Consider the following 25,681-nt stretch of genomic DNA (forward strand, 5'->3'; position numbering starts at 1 on the left):
ATGACGAATTTGAAAATTGGGTCAGCCATTGCGAGGCCCGAGCGCCCGTTGATTGCGGTGCCAGTCATGGGTGAAACCGTGAATGATGTGTTGGTGATGTTGGAACAAGCCAACGAGAGTCAAGCCGACGTGATTGAATGGCGCGTGGATTATTTAGCTGATCCGGGTGAGTTACAAGCTAGCCAAATGCAAACCATTGCTTTTAATGCGGATAAGCCGTTGATTGTCACGTGGCGAACAACAGCTGAAGGCGGGCAAGAAGACTTTGATAGCATCGCTTATCACTGGGTATACCAGTTGGCGATTGCAAGTCGTGTTGCGGCGGTGGATGTCGAAGTTGCGCTGCTTGAAGAAGTTGGGGATGTGATTGAAGATGCGCAATCACAGGGCATTACCGTGATTGGTTCACGTCATTATTTTGACGAGACGCCCGCTGATTTAGCTGCAACGTTGCAAGAAATGATTGCGACACCAGCTGATGTTGTAAAACTGGCTGTGATGCCAAATGATGATGAGGATGTGCAACGATTGTTGGATGCAACTAAGGCAGCTGATCAAGCAAAGCCGTTAATCACAATGGCGATGGGCGAACTTGGTCAGCGGTCACGTTTCGACGGGTATCAATATGGTTCCCAATTAACATTCGCGAGCCTTGGTGAGTCATCAGCGCCAGGACAACCTGGTGTGACACAACTAAAAGCACATTTTGAATAAACTTTATAGTGCTGAACGGCAAAGTGTTCAGCACTATTTTTTTGTGTACAAGTTTTCAGACTAGAACTATTTAACTATCAGTTATTTTTGGTGTTTCAAAATAAGCTGTCTTTTGAATAATGAAAGGGCTTGCATTTGGAAATTATGCTCCTATAATGGGTGTTGTAAGTTGGTTGGCCGGACAAATCAACTCAACTAAGCTGACGAAGTTTTAGCTGCCAACGAAGATATTGTTCTAATTTTGGAGGAAAGCATTATGTCAGAACTGTTTGACTTCCCTAAGGTTGAGTACCTTGGCGGAAAGAAGGGGATTAACTTTTTGGACGCCAAGGGATATAACTTCTATAACCCTGAGGAGCCTGTAACGATCAACGGAGAAACGAAGCCAATGAAGGATTGGTTGAAGTTTTCAGTTGCCTACTGGCACACGATGGACCAACGTTTGGTTGACCCATTTGGTGAAGGAACTGCCGTACGTCCTTGGGATGTTGATGGTGTTGATGATGTCACAAGCATGGAACAAGCCTTGAAGAAGGTTGATTACATGTTTGAGTTCATGGACAAGTTGGGTGTTGAATACTTCGCCTTCCACGACCGTGACTTGGCACCAGAAGGTAACACGTTGGCTGAGACGAACGCCAACTTGGATAAGGTTGTCGACAAGATTGAGCAAAAGATGCACGAAACTGGCAAGAAGTTGCTATGGAACACATCATCATTGTTCACGAACAAGCGTTTCTTGGCCGGTGGTGCTACGACACCATTTGCTGACGTCTTCGCTTATGCTGCAGCCCAAATCAAGCACTCATTGGAGATTGCTAAGCGTTTGAACTCAGAATCATACGTATTCTGGGGTGGTCGTGAAGGTTACGAGTCATTGTTGAACACGGATACGAAGCGTGAGTTGGATCACATCGCCAAGTTCTTCAAGTTGGCCAAGGATTACGCTAACGAAATTGGCTACACTGGTCAATTCTTGTTGGAGCCAAAGCCAAAGGAGCCAACGGCACACCAATACGATACTGATGTCCAAACGACAATTGCCTTCTTGAAGACGTACGGTTTGGAAAACGACTTCAAGTTGAACTTGGAAGGAAACCACGCATACTTGGCCGGCCACACTTACGAACACGAAGCTCGCTTCGCCCGTGAAGCTGGTTTGTTGGGATCATTGGATGCCAACATGGGTGACAAGCAAACTGGTTGGGACATCGACGAATTCCCTAATGACATTTATGAAGCAACATTGGTTATGTACGAGTTCGTTAAGAACGGTGGTTTGCCAACTGGTGGTTTGAACTTTGATTCAAAGGTTCGCCGTGCGTCATTCAAGCCTGATGACTTGTTCTACGCCCACATGGCCGGTATGGATGTTTACGCCGCTGGTTTGCGTGTTGCGTTGAAGATGGTCGAGGATAACTTCTTGGAGAATATCTACAAGGAGCGTTACGCATCATTCGATTCAGGCATCGGTGCCGACTTCGAAGCTGATAAGGTAACCTTCAAGGACTTTGAAGATTACATCTTGAACAAGACGAACGACGAAATTTTCGCAACGATTCAATCTGGTCGTTTGGAAGCTATCAAGGCAACCTTGAACAACTACATCTACTCAGTTTTGGGTACGACTTTCAACAAGTAATTAATTGCAATAACCTCACATTCTCAAAAATAATCATCTGTTAAAAATAAAAAACGTGCCTAGCAGGCTCCTGTGAGAACCTGCTAGGCACGTTTTGTTTTTAATAAGGTTTGATAATCCATGCCACGATGGCATAGCCAACAATCAAAATGATAGCAACGGCCCAATGCCAGATTGGCAAAGGATCAGTCGCAGTTTGCGTTCGTGGAAAGCCTTCCGTGAAGCCATGTGACGTCATCGCCATTGCTAAGTCATCAGACCAGTGTAGAGCACTGACAATTGCTTTGAAATACAATTGTGGGCTCCAAAAGTGATAGGTGATGCCACGTAATGAGGCGGCGTAACGAATCGTTTGGACTTGGCGTCGTACACGAGGGAACAAATTGAAGGCTGCCAACAAGCCATAAGTGAATGTTGATGACAACTTGGCATGCAAGTGCAAACTGATGAGCAAATCTTTCACGTGCGTGGTTAATGTCAGCGCTGCGCCAAGCAGTAGATAGGCGTAAAGACGTGAGGCATAAACCAACGCAATGCGATGCGTGTCACCAGTTCCAAAAGCAATGAATGACCACCATGTTCCAAAGGCAAGTGGGGCAGCAACTAACAACATAATCACGATGACTTTACCGGAAACACGTTGTAGCAGTAGGTATAGTAGACCGATGACAGCAACAACGATATTCAACGTAATTGATTGACTAAAGGCGGTTTGAAAACCAATCCCAATCAGAATAACGAGCAAAACGGTCGGATTCAACTTAAACATGTTGGACACCTCCGATTAGCGTTAAGTGTTGGTCGGCAAAATGTAGTTCATAATCGACAAACCCAGTCAGACCTTGGCGTTGATGTGAAATCATCAAAACGGTTTGATTGGTCTGGTGAATCGTTTCTTGTAGCAAGTTCATCAACACATTGACGGATGTACTATCCAAACCAGCGAGCGGTTCATCGAGCAACAAAACAGGTTGGCCCATGATTAACATGGTCAGTAGTTGCAACTTCTTTTGTTGTCCGCCAGATAGTTGATAAACGACGTGGTCCTGCAAGTTGTTTAATTGCAACTTTTCAAGCGCATCTGCAACACGGTCATCCGTCCAGTAAGTTGCTTGCAAACTGAACTTTTTCGAGAGTGCAATTTCACTCGCAACGGTCATCGTCACGAATTGATCGATGGCTGATTGAAAGACTAGCGCAAGACGTTGTGACCAAATCTTTTGTTTAACTTTGCGACCATCAACGGTTTCCCAAAGAATTTGGCCATCATACGCGCGTTGATGGGTGAGTCCCTTGAAGAATGTTGACTTGCCAATACCATTAGCACCTGAAATCAGCCCAATCTGACCAGCAGGTGCGGTAAAGGTTGCATCTTGCAACAATTGGCGGTCGCCAACTGCAACGCCAAAATCTTGCCAACGCAATGGTCCATCCCCAACTGGTGCGCCACCAAAGGCTGGGGATGGTGCGATGTTAGTTAGCATATCGCGACTCGCTTCATGCAACGTACCAGTTGCCGTATCGAGTTGGTAAAGGGTATCAACGAGGTCGGCGTATCCAGACAAGTCGTGGTCTGAAATCAAAATCGTCGTGCCATTTGTTTGTTGCAAATCTTTGAGATCTTGTAATAACAATTGGCGGGCATCCGGATCAACATTGGCGAATGGTTCATCAAGCAAAATGATGTCACTTTGCATCGCAAAAATTGTCGCCAAGGCCACGAGCTGCTTTTCACCACCAGACAGCGTTAGTAGTTCTTGGTCAGCTAATCCATCCAAGTCCAATTGCGCAATCGCATCTGTGACACGACGTTTGATGTCGGCGACAGGTAACTGCAAGTTTTCCAATGCAAACGTGATTTGCTCACGGGCTGTGCGCATTGCGAATTGGCGGTCTGGGTTTTGAAACAGCATCGCAACCCGCTTGGCCTTTTCAAATGGTGCGATTGGGCCAATAGATTGACCTTCTAACAAGACATCGCCATTTGTGACGATACCACCGAATTTTGGTAGTAAGCCAGCCATCGCTTTGAGCAACGTTGACTTACCTGAGCCAGAAGGGCCAACCATCAAGTTAAAACTGCTGGGCGTCAAATCCAAATTTATCTTATTCAAAATGCTTGGCTGATCAGCTTCATAAGCGAAACTGAAATCTACAACACGTAATGATGTCATAATTAACGCTTCATCAAACCTGACTTCGCAACCAAGGCGTTAATCAAGTAGACCAACACACCGGCAAACAAAGCGACTGAAATCAAACGAATCACGAACAACGTGATCAACATGCCGGGCTTGTAGGCCATGTAACCTGAGTTAACCAAGTCCCAGGCAAACGTCACAATCGTGCTCGTCAAAACTGATAGGCTCAAACCAAGCTTGCTCCAGTTCTTGTAACCTGTGAGGGCAAAACCAAGTTCTGAACCGATTCCTTGTACGAAACCGTAAATCAACGTTGCGGCACCCCAGCTTGAGAAAAGCAACATTTCAACAACGGCAGCCAATACTTCACCAATCGTCGTTGCACCAAACTTTTGCAACAACACACCGGCCAATGGACCAGCCATCAACCAAACGCCAATGGTCATATCATTAGCGCATGGCTTAAGTGGGGTCGCTGACAAGAAGTAGTATGAGGCACCCCATAATTGGTAGATAACCCCAAAGAAAATTGCAATAATGGCTAGGAAAATAACATCTCGAAGCGCCCAACCGCGCTTGTTTTCAACAACTGTTTGCATGACGCAAACCTCCAAATAATATTCCGAATCGCCCAAAGCCATGGAAATAAAAAAGGACCCCAGCATCACTGCAAAACGCAGTCCGATACTGGGGTCCGTTTACTTCAATCGTAAACAAACCAAGCTCCCCGGCAGGCATTACCCTGCTTAGGTTCCATGGGTATTATCTCAGCCGTAACGGCACCCCAGCTTGTTTGATTCGTTAACACAAGTATAGGGGGTTAGGCGAGGGTTTGCAACTGTCCGCGGGATTCGTCGAGGTGGTTGTAACCTTTTTCGGCCATAATGGCGATCAATTCGTTGTTCAAGCGTTCGAAGATAGCGGGTCCTTCGAAGTAAAGTGACGTTCCAACTGAAACCAAGTCAGCACCGCAAAGGATGTGGTCGTACACATCACGGCCGTTCGTCACGCCGCCAGTGCCGATAATCTTGATTTCGGGGCGCAAACGTTGACGCAAGGCACGCACGTTAGCAAGGGCTGTTGGCTTAACGATTTCACCACCAAGGCCACCGAAGCCCCCCTTAGGCGCGATAACAACTGTGTCCGTTTCAGGATCAACTACCAAACCGTTACCGATTGAATTAATCGTGTTCACGAAGGCCAATGGGAAGTCGTTCAAGATCTCAGCAATCATGTCGAAGTGGGCGATGTCGAAGTAAGGTGGCAACTTCACACCCAAAGGCTTCGTGTAGAAGCTGAAGACCTCAGTCAAAATCTCACGCGTTGTGTCGAAGTCGTAGGCCGTTTGGGGCTTACCTGGCACGTTTGGGCAAGACAAGTTCAATTCAACCAAACCGTTAAAGTCAGAAGCTTGAACGTCGCGCAACATCGCCAAGTTATCAGCCTTTGTTAGACCAGCGATTGAAAGGAACAATGGCTTTTCATCTTGGTGCGTAATTATGTAGTCCAAGTAGTAGTCCAAGCCAAGATTTGGCAAGCCCATTGAGTTGATTGAACCCAATGGCATTTCAGCAAAACGGATACCGGCGTTACCATCGCGTTCAGCAGGTGTGGCACTCTTCGTAACCAATGAGCCAGCGCCACTGGCCTCTAGAATTTGGTCCAATTCAGATGCTGTTTGGCAATATACGCCAGCAGCGTTCAATAATACGTTGTCAAAATCAAAACCAGCAATGCTCGCAGTCAAAGTTGTCATGGCTTTTTGTCCCCCAAAAGTCTTCTTGTGAAATTAAATTTTTTTAAGTCTACCAGGTTTCAAGGCCTATGACTATACTGTTTTTTGGGTATAACGTTTTACTCGTGAATTAATTCTCAAATACAGTTACCAGGCGAATTTATCACTGATATTTGGTAGAATAGAAGTAACCGTAAAGTAGCTTTTTAAGCTACCGCAAAAAAATGGAGGAATTCGTTCGTGGAGTGTGAAATTAAGTTATTCGGTCTGTCAGCTAACAATAAGTTGGCGCGTGCAGTGGCCGAAGAGTTGCACCAACCGTTGAGTCAAATTGATATTCAACGTTTTGCTGATGGTGAAATTTATGAGCGAGTTTTGGAAAGCGTTCGTGGCGATGATGTTTACATCGTGGCACCAATCGCTGAAGAAGTGAACGACGCTTTCATGGAAACTATGATTGTGATTGATGCGTTGCGTCGTGCTTCTGCTGGGCAAATCAATGTGGTGATTCCATATTTGGGTTACGCCCGCCAAGACCGCAAGGCAAAGTCACGTGAGCCAATCACGGCTAAGATGGTGGCCTCAATGCTTGAAATGAATGGTGTTGACCGCGTGGTTGCAATCGATTTGCACGCTGATCAATTGCAAGGATTCTTTGATATCCCAGTTGATCACTTGCAAGCCGCACCATTGTTGTCAGACTACTTCTACAGCCGCAATATGACGGATGATTTGGTCGTTGTCTCACCTGATCACACGGGTGCTGGTCGTGCCCGCAAGTTTGCTGACTTGTTGCACTCACCATGGGGTGTGGTAAACGACCACGTTGCCATGACAAAACCAGAGTCGCCTGATGCCATTGTTGGTGAAGTGGCTGGTCGCCGTGCGATTATCGTTGACGATATTGTCGATACTGGTCGCCGTGTCCAAATGACAGCGCGTGCTTTGCGTGCAAATGGGGCAACGGATGTCTTTGTTGTGGCAACACACGCCGTTTTGTCTGGTGATGCTGCGCAACGTTTGGCAGGAGATGATAACATTTCGCGCCTTGTCTTTACAGACACGTTGACGTTGCCTGCTGAAAAGCAAAGTGCTAGGTTCACAACGTTGTCAGTGGCACCGTTGTTGGCCGAGGCTATTCAACGTATTCACGATAACCGCGCTTTGGATGTTTTGTTGAAGTCACGCAATAATCCAGAAGCTAAGTTATAATGTTAACTAAGGTATATGAATTTTAATTAACTTGAGGGGTAATCACATGGTTTATGCAGCTGCAGATAATCGTTATGATATGATGCCATACCGTCGCGCGGCCGATTCTGGTTTGATTTTGCCAGCATTGTCTTTCGGACTATGGCGTAACTTGGGCGATCAAAAGCCACTTGCTAACTCACGTGAAGTGATGTTGAAGGCGTTTGATAATGGTATTTTCTCATTTGACAACGCATCAAACTACGGTCCATCAGATGGCTCTGCTGAAGAGACGTTCGGTGCTGTGTTTGAGAAGGACTTGAAGCCATACCGTAATGAATTGGTTATTACGACAAAGGCCGGTTACCACATGTGGCCAGGTCCACTAGGGGAGTTTTCTGGTAAGAAGACGTTGACGGCCGCATTGGATATGTCATTGCAACGTATGCACTTGGACTACGTTGACATTTTCTACGCGCACCGTTGGGATCCGAACACAAACTTGCGTGAAACGGCTGAAGCATTGGACTTGATGGTTCGCCAAGGTAAGGCTTTGTACGTTGGTGTTTCAAACTACACGACGGAACAAGTTGCTGAAATTGGGGCAATTTTTGATGAATTGCACACACCATTTATTGGTAACCAAATGTCATACAACATGTTTAACCGTGAAGCTGAAACGACGGATATGTTGGCAGAATTGGACAAGCACCACGCTGGTTTGATTGCCTACGGTCCTTTGGCTGAAGGGTTGTTGACTGACCGTTACCTAGATGGTTTCCCAGCTGACATGCCTTTGCACCGTACGAATGCTTTCATCAAGGAAGATCCAGAAGGTACGGTTGCTAAGTTGAACGCGTTGAACAAGGTGGCTGCAGACCGCGGTCAAACGTTGGCGCAATTGGCTATGGCTTGGTTGCTTCGCGACCGCCGCGTCCCATCAATCGTTATCGGCGCTTCATCAGTTGACCATTTGTTGGACAACGTGAAGGTCCGCGATAACATGGATTTGTCAGCTGAAGAGTTGGTAACCATTGATCAAATTTTGAAGAACAACTAATTGAAAGTGTCCTATTATCCAAGCGGGTAGTAGGGCACTTTTTCTGTTATACTAAGTTGATAAGTAGTAAGGGAGCGAACAACATGAAGAAGATTACAGTTTTGGGTTCTTTGAACGCTGACACAATTCTGCACATTCCACATTTGCCACAACAAGGTGAGACGATGGCGATGGACGATGCCTCAACTGCCCCTGGTGGTAAGGGTGCTAACCAAGCCGTCGCTGCAAAGCGCATGGGTGGGGATGTTAACTTTATCGGTGCCGTTGGCCAAGATGCAAATGGGCAATTGCTTTTGGATGCACTTAAGGCAGATGGTGTTGATACAACCCACGTGGCTGAACTTGAAGGTGTCGCAACTGGTGCGGCTTACATCATGTTGGAAGCTGACTCACACAACACAATTTTGATTTTGGGTGGGGCCAACCGCCAAGTTAACGAATCAAACGTTGAAGCTGCTGAGGATACCATCAAGGCATCAGATGTGTTGATTGCACAATTTGAAACGCCAATGGTTGCCACTTTGAATGCTTTCAAGAGTGCCAAGGAAGCTGACGTGATGACGGTTCTTAATCCAGCACCAGCAACGAAGGACATTCCAGCCGAGTTGTTCGCCGTGACTGATTTGGTGGTACCAAACGAAACGGAAGCTGAAATCATTACTGGCATTCCAGTGACGGATGATTTGTCGATGGAAAGTGCTGCTAAGCGTTTGCAAGAAATGGGTGCTAAGAACGTCATCATCACAGTTGGTGAGCGTGGTTCTTACTTCTACATGGCGGATGGCGAAAATGGTTTCGTGCCAGCTTTGAAGGTGAAGGCAGTTGATACGACGGCCGCTGGTGACACGTTTATCGGTGCATTGACGACTAAGTTGGACGCCGACATGCGTAACGTTGAAGAAGCCGTGCGCTTTGCCAACGCAGCTGCCGCAATTACGGTGCAAGGGGCTGGTGCACAACCATCAATCCCAACGTTGGACCAAGTTAACGCTTCACGTGCATAATAAAGAATGAACGCAAACGTCGGACGCTTGTCCGGCGTTTTTTAACAGGAGAACAAGAATGAATAACAATGATATCGTGCGTCGCATTCGTTTTATCTACAATATTAAGAATGCTGACATGATTAAGATTTTTGAACTTGGTGGTTTGACGATTACCAAGGACCAATACCAAGACATCATGACCAAGCAAGAACCAGATACACCTCGTGATGAAAAGTTGTCACGTCGCGATTTGGAGAAGTTCATGAATGGTTTGATCATTTCACAACGTGGTGTAAAGAAGGACGAAGATGGGCAACCAGTTGAACCTGACTACAGCATGCAACGCGATAATGACATCAACAATGTCGTAATCAAGAAGTTGAAGATTGCGATGACTTACAGCAATGAAGACTTGATTGAGTTCTGGGAAGCAGCTGGCTTCAAGGTGTCAAAGGGTGAAGTTGGTGCGATGTTGCGTCGTAAGGGCCACCCTAAGTACTTGGTTGCTGGGGATCAATTTATGCGTAAGTTGCTTGGTGGGTTGGCCATCACTTTCCGCGATGGCGAGACGACTGAAATTGTCGATTAGAAAATTCTAATAAATTTCGCAGGTTACGCACTGAAAAAATACCGCTGGTTTGATATACTTGCCTCATCATATAGATATGGGGGATATTAACATGGTAGCTGAATTGAATTTGGAAATTGAACCAATGCATTTTCAACGTATTTTGGTAGGTGTGGATGAATCACAACAAGGTCACGTGGCTTTGGCGAACGCGATTCACCAAGCTGTTGAGGACGACGCAAAGTTGATCATCGCATCAATTTTGGAATTGGGGGAGTTGTCAGCAGTTGATGTGTTGAGCTTGCCAACTGTTCAAGCGGTTGAAGATCAATTGGAAGCCAACTTGGCGCGTTACAAGGAATATGCAGAAGCACACGGTGTTAAGGATGTTGAAGTTGTCTTTGACAGCGGTCAACGTGCCGGTGAAGTGTTGGTTGAAGAAATCGCACCACGCGTTAACGCTGACATGATTATTGTTGGGGCGCACTCAAAGAAGGGGTGGTGGGAATCATTGGGTTCTCAAGCCGTTTACGTTGCGCGTCACGCCAAGGTATCATCAATGATCGCCCGTTGCGATTTGGAAGAGCCTAAGAAGTAATAGAAGTGAAGCCCTGTGCCGTTGGTATGGGGTTTTAATTTGGGGGTAAATATGGAAATTAGAGAAGCGGATACACTAGCAGATTACGCTGGCATTTTGGCAATTGACGAGGTCGTTTGGAATGATACGAATGCGCCAGTTGCCATGCAAAAATGGTCGGATGCGAGTTCGTTTAAAGCGGCAATGATGGCAGAAGGACGCCGTCATGGCGTTGCAGTTGACGAGAATAATGCTGTATTGGGATACGTTGAATTTTCGTCTCGTTTTCCAAGTCATCGGTATAAGTGGGACATCGGCCTTGGTGTTGCACCGGCTGCGCAAGGGCAAGGTGTTGGTGGCCAATTGTTAGCGTGGCTACAAGAATTGGCACGCCAAGAGAAAATGCACAAAATCACCTTACGGGTTTTGGGAACGAACCCCAAAGCAATGCACCTGTATGAACGAGCCGGCTTTAAACAAGTTGGTGAATTAAAAGATGAATTTTATTTAGATGGTCATTTTGTTGATGACTATTTAATGGATTGGTTCGTCGACTAATGAAAAGCACATGGCGACATGTGCTTTTCTTATTTTTTGGAAGTGAAAACCTAAAAAATATCATACGTATGAATAATTTTTGACTTATGTGAAAAAATACTATTGCTTAAAAAACATTCACCCTGTATACTAACTCTTGCGGGTGAGGAGCCCCGGTTAAGTGAAAGTCATAAGCCTTCAATCTGAAAAGATTGGACGAAATCCTTTATGAATTTTATTTAGCACTATGAACTAAGATAAAAGTTAATAGTACACTGGGGAAAACCTCGCTATGAGTTTTTAAAACATAGTAGGAGGGTTTGTCATGTCTGAAGAAATGACAAAGAAGCCAGGCTTCGTCGGCGATGCAACTGCTGACGCAAGTTTGGGCGATGTGAACGGTTCTGTGGAGGTACCAAAGAACGGTTCATTCTGGCGTAAGTTGTGGGCCTTTTCAGGTCCTGGGGCCTTGGTTGCCGTGGGTTACATGGATCCAGGTAACTGGGTAACGTCTGTTGCGGGTGGTGCGAACTATCACTACACGCTTTTGTCAGTCGTATTGGTGTCATCATTGATCGCAATGATGTTGCAATACATGGCTGGTAAGTTGGGAATGGTTAAGCGCGAAGACTTGGCCCAAGCTACACGAGCTCGTACGAGTAAGTCAGGTGGTTTCGTTCTTTGGATTATCACTGAGTTGGCGTTGATTGCCACTGATATTGCCGAAGTTATCGGAGGAGCAATTGCGTTGCACTTGCTGTTCGGTTGGTCAATGATTGCGTCTGTTTTGACGACAGCGTTTGACGTATTCCTGCTATTGTTGTTGATGCGTTTCGGTTTCCGTAAGATTGAAGCAATTGTTATTACATTGATTTTGACGATTTTGGTTATCTTCGGTTACTTGGTTATCTCATCAAACCCAGACATCGTTGCGATGTTGGGTGGATACGTACCACAATTGCAAGCTGTAAGCACGCACGCACCAAAGGGTGTTGATTCACCATTGTTGATGACGTTGGGTATTGTCGGTGCGACGGTTATGCCGCACAATTTGTACTTGCACTCATCAGTTTCACAAACACGTAAGATTAACCGTGAGAACAAGGCTGAATTGAAGGAAGCCGTTCGCTTCATGACATGGGATTCAAACATTCAATTGACGTTGGCCTTCGTTGTTAACTCAATGTTGTTGATCTTGGGAGCATCATTGTTCTTCGGTCACGCTGATTCAGTTGGAACGTTTGGTCAAATGTACTCAGCTTTGTCAGATAGCAAGGTTGCTGGTGCAATTGCGTCACCAATCTTGTCAACGTTGTTCGCCGTTGCGTTGTTGGCGTCAGGTCAAAACTCAACGATTACAGGAACGTTGACTGGTGAAGTTGTCATGGCTGGATTCTTGCGTTTGAAGATTCCAATGTGGGCCCGTCGTGTGATTACACGTGGATTGGCATTGGCACCAGTTATCGCTTTTACATTGATTTACGGTGGTGATGAGTCAAAGTTGGACGTCCTATTGATTAACTCGCAAGTCTTCCTATCAATTGCTTTGCCATTTGCGATGGCACCATTGATTTTGTTCACATCATCAAAGAAGGTGATGGGTGAAGACTTCGTTAACCCTAAGTGGATGACAACGGTTGCTTGGCTAGTATTTATCGTTTTGACTGGATTGAACATCCAATTGATCGTCGAAACGGTTCGTAACATGTTCTAATAGATATTTATCAAGACTTCGCAGTGTTCGCTGCGAAGTCTTTTTTGTTTCAAGTGCTTATGTTTGACATATCATTATATCTCGTATAATATATACTATATCATAAATAGTGTTATATCACACGAAGGAGACAGGTATGAATATTCAAGTACCGACGACTGTATTGGACGGTTCGGTTCTCGCGATGTTAGCCAAGGAAGATACCTATGGCTATATCATTACGAAAAACATGCAAGACTTGCTGAACGTCAGTGAGTCGACGATGTATCCAGTGCTACGCCGCCTAAAGAAAGATGGCTATGTCGAAACATACGATCAGCCTTTTGAAGGTCGCATCCGACGTTATTACAAAATGACTGCTGAGGGGCAAGCGCATTTGACAGAAATTAAAGATAGCTGGGGCGCTTTCCGTGGCGCAGTTGACTCACTATTGGAGGAACAATAATGGTTAATGAGTATTTGGCAGACGTGAGAAGTTATATGGCTGGGGTGCCAGAAAACGAACGCGAAGAACTGCTACAGTTTTATGAGGAACAAATGATGGACGCTGGGTTAACGTCCGAACAAATCATTGAAAAATATGGCACGCCAAAGGAATTCGCCCGCAAGTTGAAGTTGGAGTACTTTATTCAAGTGGACGATGCACCAGAAGCAACTGATATGCCAGCTGGTAAGCGTACCAAGAATCGTGCAACGTTGATTTGGTTGATCATTCTAGGATTGTTTGCGTCACCAGTTTTGATTCCAGTTGCATTGGGGTTAATCGCAGCCTTGTTTGGTGTATTCGTTGCGTTCATTAGTGTTATCTTCGCAATTTATGCAACGATTATTGCTGCATTGGCAGTAGGCGTCTTTTCATTTATTTCAGGTATTATCTTGCTATTCCAATCAGTTGCAACGGGAATCTTCTTTATGGGAGTTGGAATTGTCGCAACGGCAGCCACGATTTTCTTTGCGCCACTAGTATGGCGCGCAACGAAGTGGTTGTTTGAGCAAGTCATTGTCTTTGCAAAGTGGATTGGTCGCAAGTTGGTTCGCAAGAATCGTGTCGAACCAGCACAGGAGGTGTAAGCGCATGGATTTGAAGAAAACTTTGATTATTGGCGCTGCCGGTATGGTGCTTGGCGGCGTGATGATTGTGGGTGGTTTGAGTGCCGGTGCGGAAACAAACATTGCTTGGGACAAGGGGCCTAAGATTGTTAACGTTTCAACGACACACAAAACATTTAAGGATGCCCAAGTACAAAACCTTGAGGTCGATGCTGGTAACAACTTGGTTGAAATCGTCCGTGGTACGGAATGGAGTGTGAAGGCGACTGGCACGTCAAACAAGGTACTGACTAATTTACAAGATAAGACGTTGCGTATTGATGCGCCAGATGACAATCACCACATGATTTTCTCGTTTGGTAACTATGATCCAAAGGTCACGGTTACGGTGCCGTTCTCAGCTAACTTGGATAGCTTGAAGATTACGACAACGAATGGTGGCATGATTGTCCAAGGACAAAACGTTAAGAACACGACGGTAAGCAACTCAAACGGTGGTGTGCGCTTTGAAAACTTACAAGGTGAGCAACTAAACATCACGACAACGAATGGTGCGATTGCACTTGAAGATACGAACTTGCATGCCGTGCATTCAAAGAGTCAAAACAGTGCATTCAAGGCTGAAAATTTAACGTTGACGGATGCGAGTGACATCACCTCAACGAACGGCATGATCAAGCTTGAGGATAGCCATTTCCCAGGTTTGGATGCAGCAACACACAATGGTTATGTGCATGTTGAAGATGTACAAAACGGTGACGATGATAAGAGCTACCAAACTGGTGATGCAACGAAGGCTTTGAAGATTCAAACGACCAACGGTGTCATCTCAATTGAAAATTAATCACAATGAAGTCGGGTTTAATATCCGGCTTTTTTGCTGTCTCATAAAAATCTCATTTTTGGTATAATGAAACCAACAAATTGGGGTTCCAAATTAATGAAGATAAATCAATATGCGGTGGTTGAGACCCCGTTCGAACAGCAGGTGCATGAACTGACAGAAATCGGTTTTTACGATGAGACCGTGACTGATGCAATGGGTGCTGGTGCAGCGGCCGTTTGGCAAGCATTGTTGCTTCAAGCCTTTCCAGAGTACCGGGACGCAACATCAAAATTACGTGAGTTAGCGGTTGATAACAATCGGGATGTTGCAACATTTTTGCAGAGTGGGGCGCCACTAACAACTGAGATTTTTGATGCCGTTGCACTGCAATTGCTTGGTTTTACGGAAGCTGTTGATTACCAAATTGATCAACCAGTAGAAGCAGTTCATGAAATTGGCCTACCGCTATACGAAAAGCGTGGCAAGTGGGACGTAGATGATGTTCTTACGGCTTGGTATGCTTTGCTGACAACGCACACAGCCGGCGGATTGCAATTTATCGATGATTTGGCCAGCCGTGGTTACTTTGCTAAGACGAATTTGCCACTGTTTTTCAACGGGAAAGCAATGGCGACTTTTGATACCAGTGCGCTAATTAAAGAAGTTGTGTATGTCGAAACGGATGTGGATACGGATGAAGATGGTGTTCGAGATTTGGTTCGCGTTGAAATTTTGCGACCTGATACGTCGGTTGATGTACCAGTCTTGTTTACGGCGTCACCTTACTATCAAGGATTGAACAACGAGGCGAATGATGCTAAATTGCACACGGTTGATGTGCCGCTAAGTCACAAGACACCTAACAATGTGCGCTATGAAGATATTGCATTCTCAGGGGTGACGATACCGGATTCGACACAACATGAGGTTATCGCTGAAGTTGATGAAACAACAGAAAGTTTCAAGGCAACGAGTCATGTCGACATCAACAATTACTTCTTGGCACGTGGTTTCGCGGTTGCATACTCTTCAGGTGTGGGTACGCGTCATTCAGATGGCATGCAAGACACCGGTTCGCCAGAACAAGTCCTTTCGATGAAGGCAGTCGTCGAATGGTTGGCAGGTAATCGTGTTGCTTTCACAGACCGCACTTCGGGTTATGCTATCAAGGCAAACTGGTCAAATGGCAAGGTTGCGATGACCGGAAAGTCGTATTTGGGAACCTTGGCGACAGCAGTAGCGACAACTGGCGTAGCTGGTTTGGAAACCGTGATTTCTGAAGCTGCCATCTCAGATTGGTACCAATACTATCGTGATAATGGTCTGGTTATTGCACCAGGTGGTTTCCCGGGTGAGGACATGGATGTGTTGGCGGAATTAGTTTACTCACGTATGCACGATGCAGGTGACTGGCACCGCACAAAGGACCAATTGCCGGATGTGACTTGGCAGGCGAATGACCAAGCTGAGACTTGGGAAACACGTCAAAATTGGGGGCAAACAGAAACGGTGGCCTTCCCATTGGCTGGGGATGATGAGATGAGCTACGAAGATTGGCAAATCGATGCCGATTTTGAGGCCTACAAGCGTGACTTCAACAATTGGTGTGCTGAAATGTTGAAGCAAGAGAATGACCGTTTTGAAGTTAACCGTTTGGTGTTCACGGAAGCGCCATTCGAAAATGACATGGTGATTGATGGTGAAGTGACGGTAAAGTTGCGCATCAAGTCATCTGAAAACTTTGGCTTGGTGAGCGCGATGTTGGTTGATTATGGTGAGGCACAACGTTTGGGTGCAACGCCAACGCCACTTGGTCAACAAATTGACCGTGGAACGGAGTGGCAGCCAACATCTTTGGTAGAGTTCAAATTGCAAAAGCCAACGACGGAAAAGATGATTAGCATCGGCCACATGAACTTGCAAAACCGCACCGCGCCTTGGCAAGTTGATGATTTGGCAGCTGATGAGTATGTGACGCTTAACTTGACGTTGCAGCCAACGCTTTATCGTTTGAAGGCGGGTCATCAATTGGGCGTTATTTTATATGGAACGGACTTTGAAATGACGGTGCGTGGTAACCAAGATATTCGCTACACGATTGATACGACTAACAGTCAATTGCTGGTCCCAATTGTGAACGACTAGGTCATCAGGAATTTCGGTTCTCTTTTGTCCGAAATGTGCTAACATAGTACCAATTGAGTCAAAAGAGGGGTCTAACGCATGGAACGCAAACTAATCGGAATTGATTTAGATAAGACAACATTGAATGATGCAGGTGAGGTTTCAGACCGTACCCGTCGTACGTTGCAAGCTGCACAAGCTGACGGGCACATTGTGTCAATTGTCACGGGACGCCCCATGCGTTTGTCGATGGATATTTACGACACGTTGGGCTTGAAGTCACCAATGATTAACTTCAACGGATCATTGGGCCACAAGCCACGTCAACACTGGGAACACGAGTACTCATTTAATATCGATCGTGAAATTGCGTTTGACCTGCTTGAAAATGCACAAATGATGGGTATTGATACTGTCGTTGCGGAAAGCAAAAATGACGTGTGGGCAAATGGTAATGGCCCACAACGTAATACAGAAGATGCAATTTTCTTCCCACAAGACGAAGCGAACCGTAAGATGCTGGATCGTTTGAACTTGCAAACGGACGTGAATGCCATCTTGATTCACGCCGAAAATGCCTTGCACCAATCAAAAATTCAACACTTTGTAACGGAGCGCTACGGTGCTGATCGCGTGAACGTGAAGACTTGGGGTGGTGAATCACCAGTCCTTGAAGTGGCACCAGCTGGTGTTTCAAAGGATACTGGTTTGGACATCTTGCGTAAGGCCTACGACATTAAGAAGGATGATATCTATGCCTTTGGGGATGAAATGAACGACTTCGAGATGATTGGCTACGCAACTCACGGTGTTGTGATGAAGAACGGAAACCCCGAACTAAAGGCAATCGCCGACGATATGACAGAATACACCAACGAAGAAGACGGCTTGGCTCGTTATCTTGAGAAGTTGTTGAAATTGTCATTGTAATTAACATTAGAAACGTACTTGCATATTAATTGCGGGTGCGTTTTTTTATGCAACAGGTCAGGTTTTTAAAATAGATGAAAAACGTGTAAAATAAATAAGAATACTTAGATTTAAGGAGATACCGAATGGCGGAGTTACCAGAAGGATTTGAAGAAAAATACCGTCAATTACTTGGCGATGAGGCAGATGCTTTTATTGAATCGTTCGATAAGCCTGTCGTGAAGGCGTTCCGTCAAAACCCCTTGAAGGCCAATATGGATTTATACGATACCAAGGCCGACGGCAAGGTGCCATGGGGTAAGTGGGGAAACTTTGGTGCCGTAAAGGGCCACTCTGTTGATCACACAACGGGTGTCATTTACTCACAAGAGCCATCAGCCCAATTGGTTGGTGAACTTGCTCACCCCAAGCCAGGCGAGCGCGTGCTAGATTTGGCCGCTGCACCTGGTGGAAAGACCACGCACTTGGCATCATTTATGGAACAAAAGGGACTGTTGGTCTCAAATGAAATCTTCCGTAAGCGTGCGGCTATTTTGAGTGAAAACGTGGAGCGCTTTGGTATCCAAAATACGATTGTGACGAACCACTCACCACAAGAGTTGTCACCAAAGTTCCCACAATACTTCGACAAAATTGTGTTGGATGCACCATGTTCTGGTGAAGGCATGTTCCGTAAAGATCCAGCTGCAATCAAGTACTGGCACGAACACTACCCAGAAGAAAACGCTGCATGCCAACGTGAAATTTTGGAAGAAGCCGTTAAGATGTTGAAGCCGGGTGGTCAATTGGTTTACTCAACTTGCACGTTCGCACCAGAAGAAGATGAGCGCATCATTGCTTGGTTGATTAACGAACGTCCTGATTTGGAAATTGTTGATGCCGACAAGTACGAAGGTATGGATGATGGAAAGCCAGAATGGGCCGATGGTAACCCTGATTTGAAGAAGACGGCGCGTTTGTTCCCACACCACTCAGATGGTGAAGGACACTTTATGGCCAAATTGATTTCAAATCAAACGGATGAAGATTACGTTTCAAAGGAACCTAAGTTGGCGAAGTCTAACTTGACCAAGGATCAACGCGAATTGTGGCAAGCATTCCGTGCAGACTTCATGCCGGATTACGACCCAGAATTGTTGATTGCCTTTGGTGACCAAATTTACGCAGCCCCAGAAGGAACGCCTGATTTGACGGGACTTCAAGTGATGCGTGTTGGGGTTCACTTGGGAACTTTGAAGAAGAAGCGCTTTGAACCAAGTTTGGCCTTGGCGTTGGCTCTTCACCCAGACCAATTTACGCGTCGTTACGAATTGACTGACGAAGAGTGGGCGCAATACGTTCACGGTGACACGTTTATGATTCGTGACCGCGACCAGTATAAGAACGGTTGGTACTTGCTTGAAATCGGTGGCAACGGAACTGGTTTCGGTAAGTTGGTTGATGGCCAAATGAAGAATTTCTATCCAAAGGGATTGCGCTTTTTGGTTCGTGAAGACAAAGCAGAAGACTTGTCAGACGATATGTACTAATAGTGCGGTTTTTTGGTAAAATAAACCTATTACAGCTTGAAAGGAATACACATGGCAAACGAGCAAATTACACGTGAAGAAGTTGAACACGTTGCCAACTTGGCAAAGTTGACTTTGACGGACGCTGAAGCCGACATGTTTACAGATCACTTGGAGAAGATTTTCGAAGTGGTGACGACTTTGGCTGAAGTTGATACGGAGGGCGTAAAGCCAACGTATTCAGTGACAGAAATGCACACAGTTTTGCGCGATGACGTTGCGGTTAACGCACACCAATCAGCAGAATTGTTGGCAAATGCACCAGAACACACGGATACCTTGATTAAGGTGCCAGCTATTCTTGATGAAGGAGCAGAGGGCTAATGGATTTCTTGCACACAGATTTGGAAACCTTGCACGAGCAACTCGTTAACAAGGAAATTACGGCTGTTGAATTGGCACAAGCAACGTTGGATAACATTGCTGCCACAGACGACACGTATGAAGCTTTCATCACGGTGATGAAGGACGAAGCATTGGCAGAAGCCGCTGCAATTGATGAAGCTGGTATCGACCCGGACAACATCTTGTCAGGTATCCCATACGGTATCAAGGATAACTTGGTAACCAAGGGTGTGACGACGACGGCTGCCTCAAAGATTTTGCAAAACTTCAAGCCAATTTATGACGCAACGGTTGTTGAAAAGTTGCGTGATAACGGTGCAGTTGGTGTTGGTAAGTTGAACATGGACGAATTTGCCATGGGTTCAACAACTGAAACGTCATACTACAAGAAGACGAAGAACGCTTGGGACCAAACAAAGGTTCCTGGTGGTTCATCAGGTGGATCTGCCGTTGCTGTTGCAGCTGGTCAAGTGCCATTTGCATTGGGAACTGATACGGGTGGTTCAATCCGTCAACCAGCCGCCTTCAACGGTATTGTTGGTATGAAGCCAACGTACGGTCGTGTATCACGTTGGGGTGTTATCGCCTTTGCGTCATCATTGGACCAAGTTGGTGTCTTCACACGTACGGTTAAGGACAACGCCCGCGTTTTGTCAGCTATGGCTGGTCAAGATGAGAAGGACCAAACGTCTTCAGACCAAGCGGTTCCTGATTTCGCTGCTAACTTGAACGGCGACATCAAGGGCATGAAGATTGCTGTGCCAGCTGAATACTTTGGTGCCGGAATCAACGAAGATGTTAAGGCAACAATCAAGGCTGGTATCGCCAAGCTTGAAGAGTTGGGTGCTGAAGTTGAAGAAGTATCATTGCCACACACCAAGTATGGTGTTGCTGCATACTACATCTTGGGTTCTGCCGAAGCTTCATCAAACTTGCAACGTTTCGATGGTATTCGTTACGGCTTCCGTCCTGAAGGTGTGAAGAACTTGGATGACTTGTACGTTCAAACACGTTCACAAGGCTTCGGTGACGAAGTTAAGCGTCGTATCATGTTGGGAACGTACTCATTGTCAGCAGGAACTTACGATGCATTCTTCAAGAAGGCTGCTCAAGTTCGTACGTTGATGAACGAGGACTTCCAAAACGTATTCGCTAAGTACGATTTGATTATCGCGCCAACGACACCAAACGTTGCTTACAACTTCGGTGCTAACGAAGATGATCCAGAAGTAACTTACATGAACGACGTATTGACGATTCCAGTTAACATGGCTGGTTTGCCAGGTATGTCAGTACCTGCCGGCTTCGTTGATGGTTTGCCAGTTGGTATGCAATTTATCGCAAACCGTTTCCAAGAAGAGACGATTTACCGTGCTGCATACGCATACGAGCAAGCAACACGTTTGTTTGAACAAGTACCAGGAGGTAACAAGTAATGGCTGTGCCTAACTTTGAAACGACAATCGGACTTGAAGTCCACGTTGAGTTGAAGACCAACTCAAAGGCAATGTCACCTTCACCAGTCCAATACGGTGCTGAGCCTAACGCCAACACGAACGTTATTGACTGGGGTTACCCTGGTGTTTTGCCACAAGCTAACAAGGGTGCGTTGGAATACGGTATGATGGCCGCTTTGGCTTTGAATGCTGATGTGACACGCGATTTGCACTGGGATCGTAAGAACTACTTCTACCCAGACAACCCAAAGGCTTACCAAATCACGCAACAACAAGAGCCAATTGGCCGTAACGGTTGGTTGGAAATCGAGTTCGAGGGTGAGAAGAAGCGCGTTGGTATTACTGAGCTTCACGTTGAAGAAGACGCTGGTAAGAATACCCACGGGACTGATGGTTACTCATACGTTGACTTGAACCGTCAAGGAACACCATTGATTGAAATCGTTGGTGCACCTGACATTTCATCACCAGACGAGGCCTACGCATACCTTGAAGCTTTGCGCCAAGCTATCCAATTTACGGGTATCTCAGACGTTAAGATGCAAGAAGGTTCAATGCGTGTTGACGCCAACATCTCAATTCGTCCAGTTGGTTCTAAGGAATACGGAACTAAGGTCGAGTTGAAGAACTTGAACTCATTCAACTATGTTCGTAAGGCTTTGGCGTTCGAAGAAGAACGTCACGCTAAGATTTACATGGCTGGTGGCACAATCAAGCAACAAACACGTCGTTTCGATGAAGCGACGGGCGAGACTGTCTTGATGCGTGAGAAGGAAACGGCTGATGATTACCGTTACTTCCCAGAGCCAGATTTGACGCCAGTTCACATCACGGACGAATGGGTTGAAGAAGTGCGTGCCAAGTTGCCAGAATCAGCAACTGAACGTAAGGCTCGTTACGTTGATGAACTTGGTTTGGAAGTGTACGACTCAGAAGTGTTGACGCAAACGTTGGCTATGGCTAACTTCTTTGACGCAACGGTTGCTGAGGGTGCTGATCCAAAGCGTTCAGCTAACTACTTGATGGGTGACGTTAACGCCTTCTTGAACGAGAAGCAAGTTGATTTGGAAGAGACTGCTTTGACCCCAGCTCACTTGGCCGGCATGATCAAGTTGATCGATGACGGTACGATTTCAACGAAGATGGCTAAGAAGGTCTTTGCAGCAATTACGCAAGGTGAAGACCCAGTCGAATACGTTGAAGCTAACGGCTTGAAGCAATTGTCAGACCCAGCTATTTTGACGCCAATTATTGACGGCATTTTGGATGACAACGAGCAATCAATCATTGACTTCCACAACGGTAAGGACCGTGCTGTTGGTTTCTTGGTCGGAAAGATCATGAAGGAAACCAAGGGTAACGCCAACCCTAACGTGGTTAACGAATTGTTGATGGCTGGTCTAAATGCACGTAAGCCATAATAAGAGCATAGACATCTGCGATTACAAAACATAAGATTAATTTATGCAGACATCGATATACTTGGTGTCTGCAATACATATATTGAAAACTTGAGGAGAGAACACCATGAAGCGTGCGCGTATCATTTACAATCCAACGTCTGGTCGCGAAGCCATTCGTCGCGACTTGGTTGATATTTTGAATGTCTATGAGAAGGCTGGTTATGAAACGAGTGCTTTTGCGACGACTGCTGAACCAAATTCTGCATTGAATGAGGCGCGTCGTGCTGCCGAAGCTGGTTTTGAGTTGTTGGTTGCAGCCGGTGGTGACGGTACTATTAACGAAGTTGTGAATGGTATTGCACCTTTGGAGAAGCGTCCAATGTTGGCAATTATTCCAGCTGGTACAACTAATGACTACGCACGTGCTTTGCGTATCCCACGTGAAGATCCTTTGGAAGCCGCAAAGGTGATTTTGAAGGGGAAGGCAGCGCAAATGGACGTTGGACAAGCCAACGACACCTACTTTATCAACATTGCAGCTGGTGGTTCTTTGTCAGAATTGACTTATTCAGTGCCATCAAAGTTGAAGTCAATGTACGGTTACTTGGCCTATGTCGTTAAGGGCGCCGAAATGTTGACGCGTGTCGCACCAATGAACTTGCGTGTTGAATACGATAATGGTGTCTTTGAAGGTCGTTCATCAATGTTCTTCTTGGCATTGACGAACTCAGTTGGTGGTTTCGAACAAATCGTGCCGGATGCCCAATTGGATGATGGTAAGTTTACATTGTTGGTTGTTAAGACGACAAAGTTTGCCGAAATCTTGCAATTGATTTCTGAAGTGTTGACTGGAAAGCACGTTGATAATCCAAACTTGCTTTACGTGAAGTCAGAAAACGTCACAATCAAGCCGTTGGATGAGAATGCTAAGGTAATGATTAATTTGGATGGTGAATATGGTGGGGATGCACCCGTTGTATTCAAGGATCACAAGGCGCACATTGCAATGGTTGCCAACGTGGATGAAATGCCAGATGATAGCCTAATTGATTTGCCTTTGTACTTACATGAAGATTAATTAGTAGACAAGAGCTTGCCGAACGAAGGTAGGCTCTTTTTTGGAGATGGAATGATGTTTGGAAAAACTAAAAAAGTCGAGCAACCGGCGAGTTCAAAGCAAACGTATTATAAACAGTTGGCGCATCATATAAAGCGTGCCTGGGATATGCAAGTCGCCATTAGCCAAATTGCTGCCCAAGAAAAGGATGCGTTAACACCACAAAGTTTATATGTCTCAGTGCAACAACCAAATGCTAAGCAGCAGAATGGGGTAACGCCGTTCACCATGTACGTTGAGGCGGCAGATATGGTGCCACTACTTGAGAAAAAGTTGAATGACCTGTTGTCAGTCGCTGATGAATATCTGGAATCATTGGAACTAAGCGATTCATTAACCAATCATGATCAAGCGTTGGTAGCGGAGCTTCGTGAAATGCAACAAGCTGGTAAATTGGCGGACATGCTAAAGACGTTGTTGAACCATAATGTGGTCACACGTCATGATTTGCATTAAATTCATGAAATTAACATACAACCATCGAGCGTAAATAGTTGTTTTTCCACAGAATTGGACTATTATAAATATACAGCGTAATCTTAAACGGCATCCTGCACCAGGGATGCCGTTTTTTAGTGAAAGGGAAAGCGCCATGAATAAAACAGATAAACTCCAACCATTACAAAAGATGGCAATCGCGTATGCAAATTCATTGCCGGGGGCCAAGGCGTATTGGCGTGATGACTGGGAAACTTACTATTTCGATATCATGGGAAAGATGTTTGGCATTGTGCATGACAATGTCATCACACTAAAGAATGATCCATATATCAATACCGAGTTGCGCGAACAGTTTCCATTCATCATTCCGGGCTATCACATGAATAAGCAACACTGGAATAGTATTGTTGTTGATAAAAACGAATTTCCAGATGATGGGGTCAAGAAGTTGATTCATGATTCCTATGATTTGGTCGTTAAGAACATGAGTAAGAAACAACAAGCTGAATTACAATTACGCATTGATTTAGGGCAGCTATAACGACACATAAAAACGCCTTGGACGTCGAAAATGACATCCAAGGCGTTTAATTGTTTACTTATCGTTACCAGTCAATCCGTTGTAGATTGTCTCAGCATTGTGGTTCAACAAATCGTAGTACGTTGGCACAACACCAGACTTCTTTGAAACTGAGTCCGTCCACAATTCACCAGCGATGTGTGAATCAATTTGTGAAATAACAGTTTGCATTGGCTTGTCTGACTCACCTTGCTCAACGAAGGTTGCAGGAACCTTTTCGCCTTGCAATGATTCAACTAGCGTACGGATTTGTGAAGGCGTACCGTTTGATTCTGTATCGATTTCCCAAATGAAGTATGGCTTCAAACCAAAGTCACGAGCGAAGTATGCCATGGCACCTTCTTGCGTCACCAACTTCTTGTCATCAGCAGGTAGAGCAGAGAACTTAGCGTCCCACTTCTCGTAAAGAGCTTGCAACTTAGCTTCGTAAGCTGCAGCGCGCTTTGCGTAGTAAGCCTTGTGCTCAGGATCCTTCTTCTCAAGCACCTTAGCAATGTTAGCAGCATAAGTCTTACCTTCCAAGATACCGTTCCAAGCGTGAGGGTTATCTTGACCAGCAACACCGGCCGTCGTCAACTTGATTGTGTCGATACCGTCAGTCACGTTGAAAATTTGCTTACCGTAGTGCTTGTCAGTTGTCTTCATCAACTTATCAAACCAACCTGAACCACCTTTTTCAAGGTTCAAACCGTTTGCAAAGACGATGGCTGCGTCTTGCGTACGCTTAACGTCAGTAGGCGTAGGATCGTAATCGTGTTGGTCAGCGCCAATCGCTGTAATCGTGTGTGCATTAACATACTTACCACCAACTTCTTGGCTAATTTCGTTAATGATTGAAAATGAAGAAACAACATTCAAACGACCGTCGCTTGAACGACCGTCAGAAGCTGAATTGCGGTGTGTCAACCCAAAGGCAACACCGGCAATAACAGCGATAGCAACAATAATCCCAATAACTCGCTTCATAATAAAACT

Annotated in this window: 26 protein-coding genes and 1 riboswitch; of the genes, 21 read left to right on the forward strand and 5 right to left on the reverse strand. The window is 45.6% G+C overall.

Annotation, left to right across the window (positions count from 1 at the left end):
- Both aroD and xylA read left to right on the forward strand, forming a co-directional pair.
- Positions 1 to 714, forward strand: a complete 714-nt coding sequence (gene aroD / locus ACAW68_03420; protein XGA16618.1) for a type I 3-dehydroquinate dehydratase — start codon at positions 1 to 3, stop codon at positions 712 to 714.
- 256 nt (positions 715 to 970) lie between these two features.
- Positions 971 to 2,356: a xylose isomerase gene (gene xylA / locus ACAW68_03425; GenBank protein XGA16619.1), complete on the forward strand. Its 1,386-nt coding sequence runs from the start codon at positions 971 to 973 to the stop codon at positions 2,354 to 2,356.
- Positions 2,357 to 2,456: 100 nt separating this feature from the next.
- Here the strand turns inward: xylA and ACAW68_03430 are convergent, their stop codons facing one another.
- The 4 genes from ACAW68_03430 to ACAW68_03445 form a co-directional block, all read right to left on the reverse strand.
- Positions 2,457 to 3,125 carry an energy-coupling factor transporter transmembrane protein EcfT gene (locus tag ACAW68_03430; GenBank protein XGA16620.1) on the reverse strand — a complete coding sequence of 223 codons (669 nt, stop codon included), beginning with the start codon at positions 3,123 to 3,125 and terminating at the stop codon, positions 2,457 to 2,459.
- Complete coding sequence (locus ACAW68_03435; protein ID XGA16621.1) at positions 3,118 to 4,530, reverse strand: ATP-binding cassette domain-containing protein; 1,413 nt, start codon at positions 4,528 to 4,530, stop codon at positions 3,118 to 3,120. The genes ACAW68_03430 and ACAW68_03435 overlap by 8 nt, the downstream gene beginning before the upstream one ends.
- Positions 4,531 to 4,532: 2 nt before the next feature.
- Complete coding sequence (locus ACAW68_03440) at positions 4,533 to 5,096, reverse strand: ECF transporter S component (GenBank protein ID XGA16622.1); 564 nt, start codon at positions 5,094 to 5,096, stop codon at positions 4,533 to 4,535.
- A 108-nt stretch (positions 5,097 to 5,204) separates the two neighbouring features.
- Positions 5,205 to 5,294, reverse strand: a riboswitch (TPP riboswitch).
- Between the two features lie 23 nt (positions 5,295 to 5,317).
- Positions 5,318 to 6,253: a dihydroorotate oxidase gene (locus ACAW68_03445; protein XGA16623.1), complete on the reverse strand. Its 936-nt coding sequence runs from the start codon at positions 6,251 to 6,253 to the stop codon at positions 5,318 to 5,320.
- 219 nt (positions 6,254 to 6,472) lie between these two features.
- Between ACAW68_03445 and ACAW68_03450 the strand changes: the two genes are divergently transcribed.
- The 19 genes from ACAW68_03450 (at position 6,473) to ACAW68_03540 (ending at position 24,667) form a co-directional block, all read left to right on the forward strand.
- Positions 6,473 to 7,444, forward strand: coding sequence for a ribose-phosphate diphosphokinase (locus ACAW68_03450; protein ID XGA16624.1), 972 nt, complete (start codon positions 6,473 to 6,475; stop codon positions 7,442 to 7,444).
- A 46-nt stretch (positions 7,445 to 7,490) separates the two neighbouring features.
- Entirely contained in the window at positions 7,491 to 8,483 is a 993-nt protein-coding gene (locus tag ACAW68_03455; GenBank protein XGA16625.1) for an aldo/keto reductase, read from the forward strand.
- Between the two features lie 83 nt (positions 8,484 to 8,566).
- A complete protein-coding gene (gene rbsK, locus ACAW68_03460) occupies positions 8,567 to 9,487 on the forward strand; it encodes a ribokinase (GenBank protein ID XGA16626.1) in 921 nt (306 codons plus the stop codon).
- A 58-nt stretch (positions 9,488 to 9,545) separates the two neighbouring features.
- Positions 9,546 to 10,058 (forward strand): DUF1456 family protein, encoded by a 513-nt coding sequence (locus tag ACAW68_03465; GenBank protein ID XGA16627.1) that lies wholly within the window; start codon positions 9,546 to 9,548, stop codon positions 10,056 to 10,058.
- A gap of 91 nt (positions 10,059 to 10,149) precedes the next feature.
- Positions 10,150 to 10,635, forward strand: a complete 486-nt coding sequence (locus ACAW68_03470) for a universal stress protein (protein XGA16628.1) — start codon at positions 10,150 to 10,152, stop codon at positions 10,633 to 10,635.
- Positions 10,636 to 10,686: 51 nt separating this feature from the next.
- On the forward strand, positions 10,687 to 11,172 hold the full coding sequence (locus ACAW68_03475; GenBank protein ID XGA16629.1) for an N-acetyltransferase family protein: 486 nt from the start codon (positions 10,687 to 10,689) through the stop codon (positions 11,170 to 11,172).
- A gap of 304 nt (positions 11,173 to 11,476) precedes the next feature.
- Complete coding sequence (locus ACAW68_03480; GenBank protein XGA16630.1) at positions 11,477 to 12,865, forward strand: Nramp family divalent metal transporter; 1,389 nt, start codon at positions 11,477 to 11,479, stop codon at positions 12,863 to 12,865.
- 136 nt (positions 12,866 to 13,001) lie between these two features.
- Entirely contained in the window at positions 13,002 to 13,310 is a 309-nt protein-coding gene (locus ACAW68_03485) for a PadR family transcriptional regulator (GenBank protein ID XGA16631.1), read from the forward strand.
- A complete protein-coding gene (locus tag ACAW68_03490) occupies positions 13,310 to 13,936 on the forward strand; it encodes a DUF1700 domain-containing protein (protein ID XGA16632.1) in 627 nt (208 codons plus the stop codon). The genes ACAW68_03485 and ACAW68_03490 overlap by 1 nt, the downstream gene beginning before the upstream one ends.
- 4 nt (positions 13,937 to 13,940) lie before the next feature.
- Complete coding sequence (locus tag ACAW68_03495; protein ID XGA16633.1) at positions 13,941 to 14,759, forward strand: DUF4097 family beta strand repeat-containing protein; 819 nt, start codon at positions 13,941 to 13,943, stop codon at positions 14,757 to 14,759.
- 96 nt (positions 14,760 to 14,855) lie between these two features.
- The gene (locus ACAW68_03500; protein XGA16634.1) at positions 14,856 to 16,886 is read left to right on the forward strand and encodes a Xaa-Pro dipeptidyl-peptidase; all 2,031 of its coding nucleotides are present in this window, start codon (positions 14,856 to 14,858) and stop codon (positions 16,884 to 16,886) included.
- Between the two features lie 78 nt (positions 16,887 to 16,964).
- A complete protein-coding gene (locus ACAW68_03505) occupies positions 16,965 to 17,795 on the forward strand; it encodes a Cof-type HAD-IIB family hydrolase (protein XGA16635.1) in 831 nt (276 codons plus the stop codon).
- 125 nt (positions 17,796 to 17,920) lie between these two features.
- On the forward strand, positions 17,921 to 19,324 hold the full coding sequence (locus ACAW68_03510; GenBank protein ID XGA16636.1) for an RsmF rRNA methyltransferase first C-terminal domain-containing protein: 1,404 nt from the start codon (positions 17,921 to 17,923) through the stop codon (positions 19,322 to 19,324).
- 51 nt (positions 19,325 to 19,375) lie between these two features.
- Positions 19,376 to 19,687, forward strand: coding sequence for an Asp-tRNA(Asn)/Glu-tRNA(Gln) amidotransferase subunit GatC (gene gatC / locus ACAW68_03515; GenBank protein XGA16637.1), 312 nt, complete (start codon positions 19,376 to 19,378; stop codon positions 19,685 to 19,687).
- Entirely contained in the window at positions 19,687 to 21,144 is a 1,458-nt protein-coding gene (gene gatA / locus ACAW68_03520; GenBank protein XGA16638.1) for an Asp-tRNA(Asn)/Glu-tRNA(Gln) amidotransferase subunit GatA, read from the forward strand. Before gatC ends, gatA begins: the two co-directional genes overlap by 1 nt.
- Complete coding sequence (gatB, locus tag ACAW68_03525; protein XGA16639.1) at positions 21,144 to 22,586, forward strand: Asp-tRNA(Asn)/Glu-tRNA(Gln) amidotransferase subunit GatB; 1,443 nt, start codon at positions 21,144 to 21,146, stop codon at positions 22,584 to 22,586. Before gatA ends, gatB begins: the two co-directional genes overlap by 1 nt.
- 106 nt (positions 22,587 to 22,692) lie before the next feature.
- Positions 22,693 to 23,646 (forward strand): diacylglycerol kinase, encoded by a 954-nt coding sequence (locus ACAW68_03530; GenBank protein ID XGA16640.1) that lies wholly within the window; start codon positions 22,693 to 22,695, stop codon positions 23,644 to 23,646.
- 51 nt (positions 23,647 to 23,697) lie between these two features.
- Complete coding sequence (locus ACAW68_03535; protein ID XGA16641.1) at positions 23,698 to 24,141, forward strand: hypothetical protein; 444 nt, start codon at positions 23,698 to 23,700, stop codon at positions 24,139 to 24,141.
- A gap of 136 nt (positions 24,142 to 24,277) precedes the next feature.
- Complete coding sequence (locus tag ACAW68_03540) at positions 24,278 to 24,667, forward strand: MmcQ/YjbR family DNA-binding protein (GenBank protein XGA16642.1); 390 nt, start codon at positions 24,278 to 24,280, stop codon at positions 24,665 to 24,667.
- A 54-nt stretch (positions 24,668 to 24,721) separates the two neighbouring features.
- Here ACAW68_03540 and ACAW68_03545 read toward each other — a convergent pair whose 3' ends face one another.
- Positions 24,722 to 25,672 (reverse strand): metal ABC transporter solute-binding protein, Zn/Mn family, encoded by a 951-nt coding sequence (locus ACAW68_03545; GenBank protein XGA16643.1) that lies wholly within the window; start codon positions 25,670 to 25,672, stop codon positions 24,722 to 24,724.
- Positions 25,673 to 25,681 lie beyond the last annotated feature (9 nt).

The sequence above is a fragment of the Weissella confusa genome, from assembly GCA_041871065.1.
Lineage (GTDB): Bacteria > Bacillota > Bacilli > Lactobacillales > Lactobacillaceae > Weissella > Weissella confusa_A.